This window comes from Vibrio anguillarum (assembly GCF_003390515.1).
Lineage (GTDB): Bacteria > Pseudomonadota > Gammaproteobacteria > Enterobacterales > Vibrionaceae > Vibrio > Vibrio anguillarum.
In genome coordinates this window covers 228,057-245,454 of the sequence record NZ_CP031478.1, presented here as the reverse complement: position 1 = coordinate 245,454, position 17,398 = coordinate 228,057, and the positions used below count along the sequence as shown (strand labels likewise).

The 17,398-nt window shown below is 42.2% G+C and carries 14 protein-coding genes; 9 read left to right on the top strand and 5 right to left on the bottom strand.

All coding sequences use genetic code 11. The features are described from left to right. Positions 1-289 precede the first annotated feature (289 nt). The 6 genes from DD616_RS00995 (at position 290) to DD616_RS00970 (ending at position 8,936) form a co-directional block, all read left to right on the top strand. The gene (locus tag DD616_RS00995) at positions 290-1,114 is read left to right on the top strand and encodes a tetratricopeptide repeat protein (RefSeq protein WP_231140457.1); all 825 of its coding nucleotides are present in this window, start codon (positions 290-292) and stop codon (positions 1,112-1,114) included. Between the two features lie 187 nt (positions 1,115-1,301). Then, a complete protein-coding gene (gene speA, locus DD616_RS00990; RefSeq protein ID WP_026027469.1) occupies positions 1,302-3,212 on the top strand; it encodes an arginine decarboxylase in 1,911 nt (636 codons plus the stop codon). Further along, positions 3,213-4,142: an agmatinase gene (speB, locus tag DD616_RS00985; RefSeq protein ID WP_013867969.1), complete on the top strand. Its 930-nt coding sequence runs from the start codon at positions 3,213-3,215 to the stop codon at positions 4,140-4,142. A 269-nt stretch (positions 4,143-4,411) separates the two neighbouring features. Then, positions 4,412-6,322 (top strand): methyl-accepting chemotaxis protein, encoded by a 1,911-nt coding sequence (locus tag DD616_RS00980; protein ID WP_020977858.1) that lies wholly within the window; start codon positions 4,412-4,414, stop codon positions 6,320-6,322. Positions 6,323-6,375: 53 nt separating this feature from the next. Beyond that, on the top strand, positions 6,376-8,058 hold the full coding sequence (locus DD616_RS00975) for a pyridoxal phosphate-dependent decarboxylase family protein (RefSeq protein ID WP_208871566.1): 1,683 nt from the start codon (positions 6,376-6,378) through the stop codon (positions 8,056-8,058). Positions 8,059-8,216: 158 nt separating this feature from the next. Next, positions 8,217-8,936, top strand: a complete 720-nt coding sequence (locus DD616_RS00970; protein WP_088733453.1) for a carbonic anhydrase — start codon at positions 8,217-8,219, stop codon at positions 8,934-8,936. A gap of 120 nt (positions 8,937-9,056) precedes the next feature. Here DD616_RS00970 and DD616_RS00965 read toward each other — a convergent pair whose 3' ends face one another. The 3 genes from DD616_RS00965 to DD616_RS00955 form a co-directional block, all read right to left on the bottom strand. Next, positions 9,057-10,772, bottom strand: coding sequence for a putative bifunctional diguanylate cyclase/phosphodiesterase (locus DD616_RS00965; protein WP_208871565.1), 1,716 nt, complete (start codon positions 10,770-10,772; stop codon positions 9,057-9,059). A gap of 292 nt (positions 10,773-11,064) precedes the next feature. Then, complete coding sequence (locus DD616_RS00960; protein WP_013867964.1) at positions 11,065-12,369, bottom strand: inosine/guanosine kinase; 1,305 nt, start codon at positions 12,367-12,369, stop codon at positions 11,065-11,067. Positions 12,370-12,482: 113 nt separating this feature from the next. Beyond that, positions 12,483-12,959: a CreA family protein gene (locus DD616_RS00955; protein ID WP_026028212.1), complete on the bottom strand. Its 477-nt coding sequence runs from the start codon at positions 12,957-12,959 to the stop codon at positions 12,483-12,485. 188 nt (positions 12,960-13,147) lie between these two features. Here DD616_RS00955 and DD616_RS00950 point away from each other — a divergent pair, with 188 nt between their 5' ends. The 3 genes from DD616_RS00950 (at position 13,148) to DD616_RS00940 (ending at position 16,351) form a co-directional block, all read left to right on the top strand. Next, positions 13,148-13,657, top strand: a complete 510-nt coding sequence (locus DD616_RS00950) for a hypothetical protein (RefSeq protein ID WP_170899261.1) — start codon at positions 13,148-13,150, stop codon at positions 13,655-13,657. A gap of 70 nt (positions 13,658-13,727) precedes the next feature. After that, positions 13,728-15,518, top strand: a complete 1,791-nt coding sequence (locus tag DD616_RS00945; protein WP_208871564.1) for an HD domain-containing phosphohydrolase — start codon at positions 13,728-13,730, stop codon at positions 15,516-15,518. 140 nt (positions 15,519-15,658) lie between these two features. Continuing rightward, positions 15,659-16,351, top strand: coding sequence for an HAD family hydrolase (locus DD616_RS00940; protein ID WP_029189709.1), 693 nt, complete (start codon positions 15,659-15,661; stop codon positions 16,349-16,351). On the opposite strand, the gene DD616_RS17475 is transcribed toward DD616_RS00940, so the two are convergent. Continuing rightward, the gene (locus DD616_RS17475) at positions 16,308-16,520 is read right to left on the bottom strand and encodes a transcription initiation factor TFIIIB (RefSeq protein ID WP_306307607.1); all 213 of its coding nucleotides are present in this window, start codon (positions 16,518-16,520) and stop codon (positions 16,308-16,310) included. The genes DD616_RS00940 and DD616_RS17475 overlap by 44 nt on opposite strands. Positions 16,521-16,634: 114 nt before the next feature. Continuing rightward, a complete protein-coding gene (locus DD616_RS00935; RefSeq protein WP_017048994.1) occupies positions 16,635-17,303 on the bottom strand; it encodes a DUF2238 domain-containing protein in 669 nt (222 codons plus the stop codon). Positions 17,304-17,398: the final 95 nt, after the last annotated feature.

Sequence of the window (17,398 nt, the reverse complement as noted above, 5' to 3'; positions counted from 1 at the left end):
GTATAGTACACTAAACATTAATTTGACGGTTTTCAAGTTTTAACCCAGTTGTCATTAGCTATTTTGTCATTAACTTACTGATTTTTTATATCAAAAATAAATTTAAAAAAACAAAAAATAGTTTGAGTTAAAATGGTTATATGTGGATGACAGGCCAGAGAAATTTGGGTCCATCGGTGTGCAGATTTGAAAATGGCGACGAATAAATCGACAACGTGTCTGATGAAAGAGGTAGAGAGTGAGAAAAATAAATGAGCAACCGATTGTGCGGCAATTATTGCCACTATTCTTGTTCCTGATAGTGCTAACGTCTTTCCCAGCACTGGCACAGGAAGAGCCTTATTCTGAATCGCCAATATTGGATCGTCCTTTGGTTGAGCGCTACATATTGGATGAGCTGAAAGCGTTAAGACAAGATCAACAAGATCTTGAACGGCGACTCACGATTCAAATTACCGACAGAGAACTGTCCGTTGCAGACAAGTCACTGAATTACTCGAATGTGACGGTGACCTATTTTTTCTATGTCATCGCTGGTGTTGCCTCGTTAGTTGCATTAATTGGTTGGCAGTCACTTAAAGAAGTGAAGCACAACACGCGTGAGCTGGCCGATAAACGGCTAAATCAAATTGCGCAGGAATATGAGAAAAAATTCCTCGCCTTGGAGCGAGATCTTAAGCGCAAAACACGCATCATTACCGAAAACAACCGTGAAATTGAAATTATTAATGAAATCCATAACTTATGGTTGAGAGCACAAAGTGTCCAAACACCAGAGCAGCGTATTGAAGTGTATGACGAAATTTTAAAAATCCGTCCCGGAGATTTGGAAGCGTTGACATACAAAGCAGATGCTGCGATGGAAATTCGAGAATACTACTGGGCACTGAGTCTATGTAATCGCGTGCTAGAGTTAGATGATGCTAATGCGCCAGCCTTGTACCAACGAGCATGTGCGTATGCGCGTATCGGAGCCGAAGAACAAGCGATTGAGGATTTACAAAGAGCCACGGAAATTAGCGCTTCATTGCGAGATTTAATTGCAGAAGAAGCTGATTTAGAAGGGCTACACGGCAATAAGAAGTTTGACGAGCTTATTAGTAGCAACATTTGATTTTGTATTAAATTTCATCCACTTTTTATAGCGAACTGGTGATAATCAAACGTAATCTTAACGACAAATTATTATCATTAGACACACATACGCTTTTAACCGTTAATGCGCCTGACGTTACAGGCGTCAAGTCGTGATATCAGACTTTCTGATTCACTTTTTACTCTCTGTTTTTGTGAGATTAGATGTGGAACAACCATCCAAATTAGATCGCGTTCGCGCTGACTACAATGTTCATTATTGGAGCCAAGGCTTCTTCGGTATTGACAATCAAGGCGAAGTTTATGTTTCGCCGCGCCATGATAAGGCGCACCAAACCCCCTTGAGTTCGATCGTAAAGCAGCTTGAAGCGCGTGATTTAAATTTGCCTGTGCTTGTACGTTTTCCGCAGATCCTGCATCAACGCGTACATAACATTTGTGACGCCTTTAATCAGGCGATTGAAGAATACCAATATCCAAACAACTACCTGTTGGTCTACCCAATCAAAGTGAACCAACAAAAAGAAGTGGTAGATGAGATTTTAGCCAGCCAAGCGCAGCTAGAGACTAAACAGCTTGGATTGGAAGCGGGCAGTAAGCCAGAATTATTGGCGGTATTGGCTTTAGCCCAACAAGCAAGTTCAGTGATTGTATGTAACGGCTACAAAGACAGAGAGTACATTCGTCTGGCCCTGATTGGTGAAAAGCTTGGCCATAAAGTATTCATCGTTTTGGAAAAATTGTCTGAGCTGGATCTCGTGCTGAAAGAAGCGAAAAGCCTAGGTGTGAAACCACGTTTAGGGCTCCGCATTCGTTTAGCTTCTCAAGGCGCGGGAAAATGGCAGGCGAGTGGTGGTGAAAAATCAAAGTTCGGGCTCTCTGCATCTCAAGTGTTGACCGTTATCGAACGCCTTAAAAAAGAGCAGCAATTAGAAGCGTTGCAACTGGTGCATTTCCACTTAGGTTCGCAAATGGCGAATATTCGTGATGTGCGTAATGGCGTGAACGAAGCGGCGCGTTTTTACTGCGAGCTGCGTGATATTGGTGCGGAGATTGACTTCTTCGATGTGGGTGGCGGTTTAGCGGTGGACTACGACGGTACACGCAGTCAATCATCCAACTCGATGAACTATGGTTTAGCTGAATATGCACGCAATATCGTAAGCACGGTGAGCGATGTGTGCCAGTTATATAGTCAGCCAAGGCCAGTCATTATTTCTGAATCAGGCCGCTCGATTACCGCGCACCACGCCGTACTTATCACTAATGTTATTGGTACAGAAGCGTATTACCCAGAAGAGATTCCAGAAGTCGGTGAAGAAGCTCCGGTATTGCTACAAAACATGTGGCGTAACTGGCAAAGCTTAAGTGAAGGCTCTGATGCGCGTGCACTGATTGAAATTTACAACGACACGCAAAGCGATCTGTCGGAAGCGCACAACCAGTTTTCGACTGGCGTTATTAACCTTCAGCACCGTGCTTGGGCTGAACAGCTATCGCTGCGCATTTATCACGAACTGACACTGCAAATGAGCACCAAAAACCGCTTCCATCGTCCTATTTTGGATGAACTGAATGAGCGTTTGGCGGATAAGTTTTTTGTTAACTTTTCACTGTTTCAATCATTGCCAGATGCGTGGGGAATCGACCAAGTTTTCCCTGTGTTGCCATTGTCTGGCCTTGAAAAAGTGGAAGATCGCCGCGCCGTGATGCTGGATATCACCTGTGATTCTGATGGTGCAATCGAGCAGTACGTCGAGGGGCAAGGTATTGAAACGACGCTGCCAGTGCCAGCATGGAATGCCGATGAACCGTATTTGATGGGATTCTTCCTTGTAGGGGCCTATCAAGAGATCTTAGGCGATATGCATAACCTATTTGGCGACACACACAGCGTGGTGGTGAACATGGCAGAGAATGGCGAAACCGAAATCGTATCGATCAACGAAGGAGACACGGTTGAAGATATGATGCGCTATGTCCATATTGATGTGGATGCCATCCGTAAAAACTACCGCGAATTAGTTAGCCAGCGTGTGGCGGTTGAAGAACAAGAAAATGTATTGCAAGAGCTTGAGCAAGGCTTGAGCGGTTATACCTATCTAGAGGATTTCTAAATGAATGATTTGTTTACTAAAACTGATTATTCCCTGTATTCCAATGCGATGACGTTTGTACGTCGTCCTTATGTTAAAGACCCAGTAAGTGCAGATGCCGATGTCGTGGTACTGGGTGTACCTTTGGATATGGCTACATCAGGTCGCCCAGGGGCGAGAATGGGTCCAGATGCGATTCGTCGCGCTTCAGTGAACCTTGCATGGGAAGGTAAAAAGTTTCCTTGGAACTTTAACTTGTTCCAAGATACCAAAGTGATCGACGCGGGTGATTTGGTGTTTGATTGTGGTGACGCTGAAGATTTCACTTATCGCTTAGAAGCAGCGACTAGCGAAATTCTAAAAAGTGGCAAAACCATGCTTGCTTTAGGTGGTGACCACTTTATCACGCTGCCTATATTGCGCGCTTATGCCAAATATTATGGCGAAATGGCATTGATTCACTTTGATGCTCATACAGACACTTATGCCAATGGCAGCGCTTATGATCACGGCACTATGTTCTATCATGCGCCGAAGGAAGGGTTAATCTCAGCCAAGCATTCTGTGCAAGTGGGTATTCGTACCGAATACAAACAGGAAGGCCACGGCTTTAATGTCATCAATGCGATGCAAGCGAATGATATGTCAGTGGAAGAGATCGTCGCTAATATTCGTCAAACTATTGGTGATAAACCCGTATACCTAACGTTTGATATTGACTGTTTAGATCCCGCTTTTGCTCCTGGAACGGGTACGCCAGTATGTGGTGGATTGAATTCCGATAAAGTGCTGAAAATCATTCGTGCATTGGCCGGTATTAATTTGGTGGGAATGGATGTTGTTGAAGTTTCTCCTCCGTACGATCAAAGTGAGCTAACGGCTTTGGCTGGTGCGACAATTGCTCTAGAGCTGCTTTACGTTTGGGCTTCTAAGCCAAATGTGGCGTCATAAAAAATAAGTCAGCGCGCAGCATCACCACTGCGCGTTTTTCTTAACCATCATCTCAACGTATTTCCATTAAAAATCATCATGTTGTCTTCTAATGTAAAATTCACTTTGCGCACTCAATAATAAATATTAATGACATAACTTGCATAAGTGTTCGCCGTGTACCAATTTTATTAGGTTGGCTAGGTGTCTCATTGGTCTACCATTCATATTAATAATATGATCAAGTTTCACCTTAATCTTTCTAGCTGTTACACGGTGAGGGTGAATCTATGACTTTAGGTTTTAAAAGCAGAATATATGTGAGCGTAGCACTGCTCGTTGCGATTTCTTTAATCGTTTTGGGCACCATCAACATGCTGTCGTTAAAAGAGAAGATGATTACCTCTTTAACCACAGAAACTCAAAACAAGCTCAACTATCACGTTTCTGAACTCGAATCTTGGGTGAAAACACGTTATCAAGCCGTAGTTAAAGGTTCACAACATTTCCGATCTGCTCTTTCTGATCAAGAGAATGTCAACTTGGTTCGATTGTTAGCTGAGAGTGCACAAATTTCAAATGTCATTATGGCGTATGACGATGGCCGTGCCTATATGTCGTTTGACAAAGACAACGGAGTTGTTACAGGTCAACAAAATTTCACCAGTAGGGATTGGTATCAGCAAGCAAAAACCTCTCGAACTGCTCAGGTAACTGAAATTTATGAAGATAAAATCACCGGTAAACAGGTTATTAGTGTAGTTATGCCTGTCTACCAACAAAGCCGTTTCATTGGTGTTTTGCTGGGAGATATCCAACTGGATGAGGTTATTGTCCAAGTCAGTAATATGCGCTTTGCCGGCGGTGCAGCGACACTAACCGACAAGAATGCTGTCTTTTTTGCTAGTGATGATCCTAGTGATATTGGACGAACGCCCTCGCAAGTCAGCCCTAATTTCCTCGAAATGGAGAAACTTTTTAGCCAGCAGGATGCTGGTCACTTGTCATTTCCTTATTTAGGCATTGAATTTGATGGTTATTTCAAGCGCGTTAACCTAACCGATAACATGTACTGGACCATGATGGTGTTCGTCGACAAAGGTACGGCGTTAGCTAATGTGTATGAAGCGCAAAGTAGCGCTATTTACACTGGGGTGATTTTGCTCATTATCAGCGTCGCGGCAATCTTCGTCATTCTTAATTATATCTACAAGCCTTTGCTACGCCTGAAAAAAGCGGTACTTGATCTTTCGAAAGGCTCTGGTGATTTGACACGCCGCTTGGAGGTGAATGGTGATGATGACTTAGCGCAGATAAGCCAAGGCTTCAATTTATTCTCAGAAAATCTACAAAAAATGATGTTGCAAATATCTGATGCCAGTCAAAACATCTCCTCTAATATTGAACAGTTAGGTCAAACGGCAAAGGAAAATGAGCGGATGCTGCTTTCGCACTCATCTGAAACAGAGCAAGTGGTGACGGCCATTACTGAAATGAGTGAAAGTGCACGTACTGTGGCAGAGAGCGTCACTCAATCGAATCACATTACTGACTCGGCGAGCAAAGAGGCCAAACAATCGATTATTATTGTGAATAATGCGGTTGAAACGGTCAGCTCATTGGTGAGTGATGTTGAACAGATGTCTGAGCGCATTGCCAATATGAACAAAGATGCGATCAAGATCAGCGAAGTATTGACCGTGATTGGCGCTATTTCAGAGCAAACGAACTTGCTTGCGTTGAATGCGGCGATCGAAGCGGCGCGTGCGGGTGAGCAAGGCCGTGGGTTTGCGGTGGTTGCAGATGAAGTTCGTGCTTTAGCGGCAAGAACGCAAAACAGCACTACTGAAATATCAGATATGCTGGCCAAGCTACTTGAAGGGACGGATAGCGTTGTAGCCGCAATGGACAAAACTAAAAACCAATGTCAAACCACAGCAGATAAAACGTCTGAAGTTTCTGGCAGTTTAAACATCATGAGTACTTCCGTTTCCGAAATTGATGATTTGAGTACGCAGATCGCAGCTGCGACCGAACAGCAAAGTACAGTGGCAGAAGAGCTCAGCCGCAATATGCTAGCGATAAGAGACATCGTTGAATCATTGGTGGTGAGTGGCAGACAAACCGTCAGTGCTACAGAGTCACTCTCTTACTCAAACCATGAGCTTGACCGCTTGGTCTCCAACTTTAAATTAAAGTAATAAAACGCCGCTAACGCGGCGTTTTATTTGGGATTGAGCATGGAGAGAGCATCATGAAAACAGCGTACTATAGCGTGTGGCTAGATGAGCACGCCAACCAACTGAACCCTGCGTTTGAGCAAATTTTCCAGACAGTGAAAGCGCATTTTTTTGCTCGTGATCCCAATCGTTGGCCTTTGTATCGTATTCACGAGATTGCCCGTTGGCTTGAAGAGCGAAAAATTGATGCGCCAACCGTGGTAAATACTGCATTGCAGCAACAATTACGGCATTCAAGCACCATTCCTCGACACTCGAGCCACGCCATCCACCCTTTTAACGACTTAGCGCTTTATGCAGCCAAACGTTCAAAAAACTGGGATGACCCTCGCTCAGTGGAAAATGTGATCTCGACACCTTGTGACCCGGCCATTCACGGTGCGCTACTTGCGACTATTGCCAACCCTAACTTGGTTTATAGCGAATATGCGGGAGATGCCATTGAACTGGAAAAATTAGTCGTGCGGCAAATCGCGCATTTAGCTGGTTATGATAGTGATCAAGCGACTGGAGTATTCACACAAGGAGGTACATTTTGTAATTTGTACGGCTATCTATTAGGTATTCGAAAAGCGTTGCCAAAGTCAGCTCTGAATGGTTTGGCGGGAGAAGATTACAGGATATTCAATTCAGAAGCAGGTCACTATTCAAACATGACAAATTTGTCGTTGTTGGGGGTTGATGTTCAAGGTAAAGCGATTCGGATCAAAGTTAAAGATAACAATGAAATGGATTTGGCTGAATTAGACCAACAATTGATTTTCTGTTTTAAAAATGGCATTGCTGTTCCTAGCATAATGCTGACATTTGGCAGTACCGATACCTTTGCAACTGATGATATTGAACAGGTTTATGCGATAAGAGAAAGAAGATGCCAAGAATATGCGATTTCGATAAAACCACATATTCATGTTGATGCTGCTGTTGGGTGGAGTATGTTGTTTTTTCAAGAGTATGATTTTGAACGCAACCCTTTATCGCTTAATCGGGCAACACTGACGGGTATTGAATCCTTATTGCCGAGGATTAAAAGTTTACAATTAGCGGATTCATTTACGGTCGATTTTCAAAAATGGGGTTATGTCCCTTATACTTCCAGCTTGGTGATGCTCAAAAACAAACACGATCTCGCGGTATTAAAAACAGATCCCGGTTATTACTCCTACTTTGAACATGCTCAAAGAGAAGAGAGCCATTTGCAATCGACCATTGAATGTTCACGCAGTGCCGTGGGTGTTTTTTCTGCCTATTCAGCACTGCAACATTTAGGTATCGAAGGCTACCAAACCGTGATTGGTCATACATTGCAAAATGCTAATTATTTACGCTGCCAATTAGTCGCTCTACCACACTGCAAGGTGGCAGCAGTAGAAAACCAAGGGCCAAGTGTTACTTTTCGTCTCTATGACCCACAGAAAGTGACGTGTGCTGAATCGATGTTTGAGCAAGAAATGAACGTCGCCCGTCAGGGTTCTATGGTTGATTCGATAGTAGAGAATACGCTCTACCATCGTCATCAGTTCTTATCTCATAAAGGCCAGCATCTCAACACCAATTGGGTCGATTCGATTGCGCGCACTCATTATGATGATACTGGACATTGCTTACATATTCCGGGAGAAAAAGCGGTTTTAATGAACCCCAATACCACCCGAAAACATATCGAACAGTTTTGCCAAAACATTGTTCGGCGCTAGCCATGGAAAGGGTGAGCGCGAACTGAAATGAATGACTAATCACGTCAATGTAATGTTATTTTTCACCACGGATGCGGTATGAAGAATGTATTACCATGTGCGCGTGATATTAACCTGAATGTTACATTTTAGATAACAAGCTGTCTCAAGGAACGATAATGAAAAAACAACTGTTGACCCTAGCAATTAGCGTTTGCTTTACCTATGTGGCGCAAGCAAATGAATGGGGATATGAAGGTGAACGTGGCCCTGAACATTGGGGACATGTTTCTAAAATTTGTGAAATGGGCAAAAATCAAAGCCCAATTGATATCAATGGCCTCGTTGAAGCTGATTTAAAATCTTTAGATATCCACTATTCAGGCGTTGTGGGTACATTGACCAACAATGGACACACGCTGCAAGCCTCAGTTTCAGGGAAAAATACACTGGTAGTGGATGGTACAGAATTTGAACTCAAACAATTTCACTTCCATACCCCTTCTGAAAACTTAATTAAAGGACATCAATATCCTTTAGAAGCGCATTTTGTGCATGCTGATGCGGCTGGCAATCTGGCAGTTTTGGCGGTGATGTTTGAAACGGGCGCACAGAATGAACCATTAGCCCAGCTTACTGCAGAGTTGCCTAAAGTTGGGACGAGTGTGCAGTTAGCAAAAGGATTAGCAGTACAGTCACTGTTACCTAAGCTAGATGAGTATTACCGTTTTAATGGGTCACTCACAACGCCACCTTGCAGTGAAGGCGTGAGATGGTTGGTGGTCAAGCAGCCGAAAAGTTTGTCACAGCAACAAAGTGCAGCACTACATAGTGTGATGGGAAATAACAATCGGCCCATACAAGCTCACAATGCTCGCTTAGTGCTAGAAAAAGAATAACAACGCTCTTTGAGCGATTTGAAGTCGCAGTCGGGCTCACAGGGTTTACTATTTCCTTTCCGCTCTGCTTCTTCAAATTTTAGGTGTAAGTGCTTAATTTAGCTAAGCTATTTTTTGTGCTTATTCATTAACAGCATTTAATGTATAGCGGCTTGCACTGGCTAAAGATAGTGGTTTTGAAAACCAATAGCCTTGTAAATAAGTTGCCCCCATCTCTTTAAATTTTTGGTACATGTCGCCATTTTCAACCCCCTCAATAACAATGTCGACGCCATTGGTGTGACAAAACTGGATGAGAAAGGCTAAATATTGTTCTGATGCTGGGTTAGTCAGTGTTTTCCATACAATGCTTTTGTCTATTTTAATTTGATTGAGGGGCAAATCAAAGAAGCTATTGAGTGAGCTAAAACCAGCTCCAAAATCATCCAGCGACAGTTGAAACCCCATTTCATTTAAGGAGTGAAGCTGGTTAATCGCATTTTTATCGCCATCGAGTATGACAGTTTCCGTCAGTTCTAACACAATAGAAGAGGGCAATACACCGGAAGTCTTAGCCATTGTTAGTATCTGTTGTGGGAAGTCACTTTTCAGAAGTTGAAGGACTGAAACATTAATATTAACCCGAATATTGACCCCATTTTGTTTATTGTAACGGCCAATAAACTCACAGGCTTTTTTGAAGACAAAATAGCCTAAATCAACAATCAGCCCCTTTTTTTCTGCAACGGGAATAAATTCGTCCGGGAAAATCTCACCAAACTCTTTTGAGCGCCAGCGGACTAAGGCTTCAAAGCTGGATACCTGTCCTGATTGTGCATGAATAATGGGTTGGAATTTCACGGACAATGAACGTTGATCTAATGCTTCCTTTAAGCCTCTTTCGATGAAGAAATAACGATCAACGTTTTTTTGAATTCGGCCACTGTAAATTTCGATACGAGAATGATTTTTGGCACTAGCAAATTGGCAAGTTCGTGATGCAATATTTAACAACTCATCGGCAGATATAGCACGGTTTATCTCAGGATAGACACCAATGCTAATATCATTACCATAGAGGTGCCCATGCTCCGTGGCTGATTTCGAATAGTGCTTCATTATTTGAGAGCAGATATGCTTGAGCTCATCGTATGAGCGTTCTCCTCTAAGTAATATGGCAAAATCGTCAGAGCGAATACGGTAAAAATCAGCAAATTCATCGGGCAGTTCACGCAGTGCACTGACGACGTGATTCAGTAAATCTTTAACAATGTCTGAGCCGTATTGATTGAGATAAGACTTAATATCTTCAAGTTGGATGTAGATAAGTGAATAAGGCTCTCCAATTTTGAGTGCTTTCTCATCAATATCGAGCAGTAATTTACTTCGATTATAGAGGCCTGATGAGCTGTCAAAAAATGCAGCTTGATGAATGTAATCTTCCATCAATTTTTGATCGGAGATATCTTTATGGCTACCCACCATAAAATGTTCACCGTTCACACTTTTTGTGACCGCATTCCCCTCCAACCAGATATATTGACCATTTGCTTTTTTGACTCGGTATTGAATCGATTCCCTTGATTCAGTGGTGCTGATATGCTTGTCGACGCGGCTGTTGAGCAGTGCACGATCCATAGGATGAACCAAACTCAGCCAATCAGCATAGGAAATAGTTTCGCTGTTTACACCAAATTGTACATAAAACGTTGGATTATAGAGCACCATGTTTCCATCGCTGCTCATATAAAACAGACCTTGACTAAAAAAATCGAGAATATGAACCAGACGCTGCTTTGCAACGGCACTGTCTAGGTCTGAAATTGAATACTCTTCCTGCGGAAATGACATTGTCATGTTAATCCTAATTCAAGCGAAAGCAGCAATGGATGATAATTGTGAGTCTTGATCCAAAACCTTTATGACTCATCTTTAAAGAGTACTATAACGCTTGTACTAAGATGTCTCAATTATAAAACTATTGATTCATCAATTAGGCACAAGTTATCAGTTTATTTCACGGAAGTTGTTATTTCTGAAACGAAATGGTGAGACTTAAATAACGTAGGATCGCATCGTGCGGTTTATTCGTTGTGGAAATAATAAAAGCGACAAATTGTCGCTTTTATTCATGTAGAAGTCATACGATTTAACGATCCCAATACGCTTCTTCTAGGCTATCTTCACGTTCTGGTAATGCTCGCGATAAACGAGGAGAGTGCTGTGTGAGTACTTCGTAGCTGACACGGTTTGCATATTTGCAGATCTGAGATAACGAAGAGTAAGTGAGGTACGGCACATCATGTTTGGCAGAGTTTGGAACATTGCGTTGATGATAACTATTCGCGGCCATATCGTGCAATAAAGCCGATAGCGCTCCGTCTCCCGCTCCGTTAGTGTTTTTGATTTCCAATGGGCCACCCAAGTAAGGGCCAATGTGTGAATACACTTTTATTGGGTTGAGGCAGTCTTGTTTTCGCATCGCACGGCTAAATTCGTACTTGTTAAATTCAGCAATATTACCCGGTAGGAGAGGTAATTCAGTTTCGCGCTTTGCGCTTTCATCGGTGTAGCTAGCCATATAAAGACCCACGGGCCCCGCGGTGCAGAGGATTAAATCTACCCACTCGAGTGCTTTGTTAGCCGCAAGCAGTGGATCTTTCTCACCAGTTAACGCTTCGCCTTCTTCTTCATTCATGGCGACGACTGTGATGTTTTCTTTGATGTAGTCTTGCCACCACTTCGCATTACCTTCAATTACATACTTAGTGCCTAGGGTTAACACCACTGGAATGTGCTTGGATTTAGCGATCTCAATAGCGCGTTTGACCGCAAGTGGCATTGGATCTTCGGGCTTTCCACGCATTAAGTAAGAAGAAACAACTAAAGCGGAAGCTTTTTCAAAAACCTCTTCAGGAACACTATCGGGGCGAAGTTTATTCATATGCCCTTCATTAATGGCGAAGGTGCGCTCTCCATCATCAGAAATTAGGGTGTAGCAACGCCCGATAGGACCATCGACAGTTTGAAGATGGTTTAGGTTCATGCGCGATGAGGTTCTACACAAATAACGATAGCTGTATGAGCCGACTTCAATATTTTTGGACATCACGCCGAGCAAAACGGATTTGCTATCGGCCAACACAGAGTAGTTGTGCAGTGTGTTGCCAATCGTATCTCCCGGGTATTGGTGAGTAATTAAACCTCGTTCGACTAGCTCTTCATAGAGCGCATCGGCTTTGCTCTCTTCGAGCACCAGTGAGTGACCTTTACTCAATTGATGTTTCTCTAAGAACTCATTGTCTACACGAGCTTCAATATCAACAATGGTTTGCCCAACACCGACCACTGTTGGGCGGTGGAGCATAGCCGTTTGTTGAATTTGATTGACGAGAGGGTCACGAGCATGAGTCGGAAAATAGTGCTTAGATTTACGCTGTCCAGGAAACTTCATGTTGAAAAATGAGAATTGAAAATTTACCGCATCATATCACGGATATGAAAGGTTCCTTTCATTTTTATTACATAAAAAAGTGAGCTAAATCCAGATCGCCGAGGCGTTAGCGGCTATTTAGTGAGCGTTATGTCCGTACTATAAGCCTTAGTCCCCCAAAGCGGTACGGTCGATAGGCTGTGCTTGAAGCTACCATCTGTTTCTTTGGTAGTATAAGACAAGTAGATCAGGGTTTGATTTTCTGCATCGTAGATACGTCTGACTTTCATTGACTTGAAGAAAATGCTTTTTGACTTCTTAAACACGATTTCGCCTGATTTGCTCTTATCAATTTTTGCAATCATCTCTGGCGTAATGTCACCAGTCTGACGACACGAGATTGAGCTATCACTTGGATCAGAAAGACTCAAATTAGCCTCAATTGAAGCAATATGGCACGTAACACCAGTCACAATATCATCACTTAGATTTTCGATTTTTACGTCTTTAAGCGTGAAAAATCCGAGCGATACATCGCCAACTTCATTGCTATCGCAGCCAACTAAACCAAAGCTAAGTATGAATGCGGTAGTGATGAGTTTCTTGTTCATGTCTATAATCCATTTATCCATCTTTCTGTACATGATAGCAGCATCAAAGGAGAATGATATAGGCTGTTATGTTGATGTTTTGGCCAGCATATCTGCAGTTTAGATGAGGATAATGTGAGTAATGGCTTGTCGCATATCGATCTGGTCAGTATCCTGCTTGCAACAATTAGAAGAAGAAGTAAATAACAATGATTAACCAACCTGACGTTGCCGCCATTAAAAACCAATGGCTATTTGACCAAGTGAATGTCGAATTTCCAACAGAAGAGAGCTTACAAGGTCGAGATCTCTACCAAAAAGCGGTTGTTCAACGCAGTTTTCGCCCTTTTATTGAGCTCACTGAGGAGCCTAACCTATCGTTGCTCGAAGAGGTTTATTTGGTTGATTTTCATCGGATGACAATATGGTTTGCTCTGTTGCAAGCAAGCTTATGGAGCGATAAAAACGATCAATCAAAAGTTATCGAATTCTTTACCCAAATCATTTATTCAGCACCTTGCGAGCTTTACTTAGGTTTTCAAAATGGGGAGCCTGTGGCTGCTGGTATCGTCACCTCCACTTCACATGAGATACTCATCTCTGACATCGTGACTCTGGATAAAAATGCATTTGGAGGTGAAGATGTATTCACGCGGTTGTTGCTCGCAAAATGGCGTGCTAATCATGAGTGCAATGGTAATGTTTTTATAGAACAGTAGCTTGTCCTGATGAAATTGGTACTATAGCGCCTGGTTTGGTATTAATTTTAGCCTGCACGGAGAGCTATGTATGAATAAACAGCAAATAACATATTGGCTTAGTTGGACTGCTATGGTCTGTTATGCGCTGTTTTTGTCGTTTCCTGCTAAGTCAACTCGCTGGGAGCCTAAAAATATTCTTGTGCTGCATTCATACGAATCATCTTATCAATGGACATATGAATTTCAAAAGGGCATTGATGCTGTAGTTAAGAGCAGAAAAACACCGATTAAGCTCTCCATTGAATACCTTGATACAAAAAGAATTTATAGCCAAGAGTATCTTGAGGAGGCCAAAAAATACCTCCACGTTAAATATCGTGATTATCCATTCGATGCGGTTATTATTACCGATGACAATGCGTTAAAGTTCACTAAAGGGCTCTCAAGCCTATTTAAACCAGATACGCCTATGGTTGCGGTTGGCATCAACGACAAAAGTGCCACACTCGATGACATGACTAAGTACAATAAAATTATTTATGAATCTGAAGCTATTATAGAAAACTTCTATTTAATCAAAATATTACGTCCAAAACTCAAGAGAATCTATTATTTATCAGATCAAAGCCATACTTCGCAATTGATCCGAAAAAAAGTCGATGAAGTGCTGGCTACGGATCTTTTAAAAGGTATCGAGTTTATCGATATTAACTCCATCACTTTGGCTGAAGCAGAAAAGGTGCTATTCCAGATCTCCCCTGATGATGCGGTACTGCTATCGCACTTTAATACAGAGATAAATCAAGGTGTTTACCATACTTATCAAGAGATTTCCTACCGCCTAGCACAAGCTAGCGCTGCCCCCATTTTTGTACTGTGGGAGTTTTATATTCGTGATGGTATCGTTGGAGGGCATGTTAATCGTTCTGAGCAACTGGGAAAAGATATCTTGATGGCGTTAAACCAATTTGTATCATTAGATTTGGCCTCCGCAGTTGACATGCAAATCAGTAGTGCAAGAGCGGTTTTTGATTACCAAGCCATGCAGCGACATCAGATTGACATGAAAGCCTTGCCGCAGGATGTGTTGGTTCTTAATCGTCCTCTCTCTTATTTTGAACAGCATTGGAAAGTGTTACTCGCGGCTAGCTTTATTATTCTCTGTTTGCTGGTTGTGATTGTTATGCAAGGGGTGACCCTCAGACAAAAAAGAGAGCTTGGCGTCAAAAACCGTAAAATAGTGGTATTGCAAGAGCGTACATTAGCCGTACAGCGGGAAATGATTCATTTACTCGGAGAAGCAATAGAAACGCGCTCTGGTGAAACGGGTAATCATGTTAAGCGGGTAGCAAGGCTCTCTGCGCTGCTGGCTCGTTTGTGCGGGTTAACGCAGCGCGAGGTAGAAATGATCGAGATCATCAGCCCAATGCACGATGTGGGAAAAATTGCGATTCCAGAGTCGATTTTGGATAAGCCTGGAAAATTAACACCAGATGAGTGGGAAATCATGCAGACTCACACTACCGCTGGTTATAACATCCTCAATACAAGCGAAGGTGATATAACTAAATTAGCTGCGATTGTCGCGCATGAACACCATGAGCGTTGGGATGGTAAAGGTTATCCTAATCAGAAAAAAGGCACAGACATTCATATATTTGCTCGCATTACTGCGATAGCGGATGTGTTCGATGCTTTGCTAAGTGAGCGTTGTTATAAAGAAGCGTGGCCGCTTGAGAATGTAGTAAGTTTATTTGAACGTGAATGCGGTTTTCAGTTTGACCCTACTTTAGTCAATTTATTGCTTAATCATTTGGATGATTTTATCCAAATCCGTAATTTGTATCCCGATACGACAAGCTATTACAGAGCCGGCTAAATACGCCCCATTGAGTATCAAAGAGTGATGTGGCTATAAGTTATGTATATCAACTCTTATCTTCGTTTCATTCTGTTAACTCAATCATTTTATACATTCACCCAGCGGTTAAAATTAAGCATTGGATGAAGGAAGTGTTTATGACTGAGAAAAAAATAAAATGTATTATTTTCGACTGTGAAGGTACTTTAGTTGATAGTGAGCGTTTGTGCTGCGAAGCGCTAGTCAATGTATTGAACCAACTAGGAGCCCACCTTACTTTTGCACAAGTGAGTAACCATTTTGAAGGAGGGAAGATTGCGGACATACTGTTTCAGGCGCTTGAACATACGAACATTAACGCCGATCTTGATCTTTTAGAGAACCTTTATCGGGATAAAGTTAATGAGCTCTTCCAGCAATATCTTTCACCCATGGATGGTGCGATAGAACTACTTGAGTATTTACGCCAGCAGGGTATTGAATACTGTGTCACCTCTAATGCACCTAAAGAAAAAATATCATCAATTTTACAACGGAGCGGTTTGCTCCCTTTGTTTGAAGGACGCATTTTTTCAGCCTTTGATGCGAATAGCTGGAAGCCTGAACCTGATTTAATTCGTTATTGTGCGATGAATATGGGATTTCTTTTGCAAGAATGTATTTATGTGGATGATTCAGCAAAAGGGGTTGAAGCGGGTATCAATGCAGAGGTACCAACCGTTCAGCTAGCACCTCTTAACCCACAGGGTTTTTCTCAAGCGCCTAATGTCGTTGTTATCGACACATTACTCGAGCTTAAACCATGGCTCAATGCACATTGTTGGCCAAGCAATGAATGTGTTTATGACTGATTAGCGCTGTGTGTACACCAATCATTTGCTGGACGTTTTGTAAGTGGTCGGTTTTAAAACCACATTGTGCGCAGATAAACTTTTCATTGTTTGTGGAAATAAAGTATTCGTCATGTTGACAAAGTGGACAGCAGTCTATTTTTTCAAGTGTTTTATTTATATTTTTCATAATCAATTCTCAGCAGCAAAAAGGGAGAGTCATGTTCTCCGTACTCACAGAATAAACACTAATCAAAACTTGCTCTCGGTAATATTTACCTTAGTTCCAAAAATTAGAGGCATTTCATACTTCACTGTAAGGAATGTTTGATTTTGGCCTAAACCATAATAGGCAAAGTGCCGTCATTGCCCCAAGGGTATCGCATAACATGTCTTTTTGTGCGTCCCAAATGTCGCCTTGTGAACCCAGAAAAGCGATTCCCTCATCACCACCCGCGATTGAGGCATACCACCATTCAAGAATTTCGTAACCTGCTGCGATACTCATGATAGAGAAAAGCCCGAACAATGAGGCAATTAGCGGTTTACAGAGCTGCTTTCTAATTAAATATTCAGCGATAGGGTAGGCATAAAAGCCAATTGAGAAATGAGCGACGCGATCAAAATTATTACGAGATGATCCGATCAGTTCGTTGAACCAAGCAAACGGAACATCTGCAAATGTATATTTAGCCCCAATGGTATGCAAACTAAGCCACACAAACATCAGAATATAAGCCGTTGAGCTAAAGCGTAGTTTTGTTGAAGCCCAATAGACGAGTGCTAAGATCCCTAGCGCAGGGATGATTTCTGCTAACCAGACAGCACGAGAAACCGGCGCGATCGCTGAAAATAGAAAGAGTACACCGTAGATCGCCGTCAAAAATAAAAGCGTGCGTGAGAAGTTGAGAGACATGTTTTTTCCTATGACAAAATACCGATGGATAGTGCCACTATTTTGCACGATGTTCAATTTTGTTGAATTCTGTATCTTATAGACGTAGAAATTTGTGTTTGAGATGTGCGTATCTACCTTCGTTTTGTGATTGATTTTCGCATTGTCTTGGC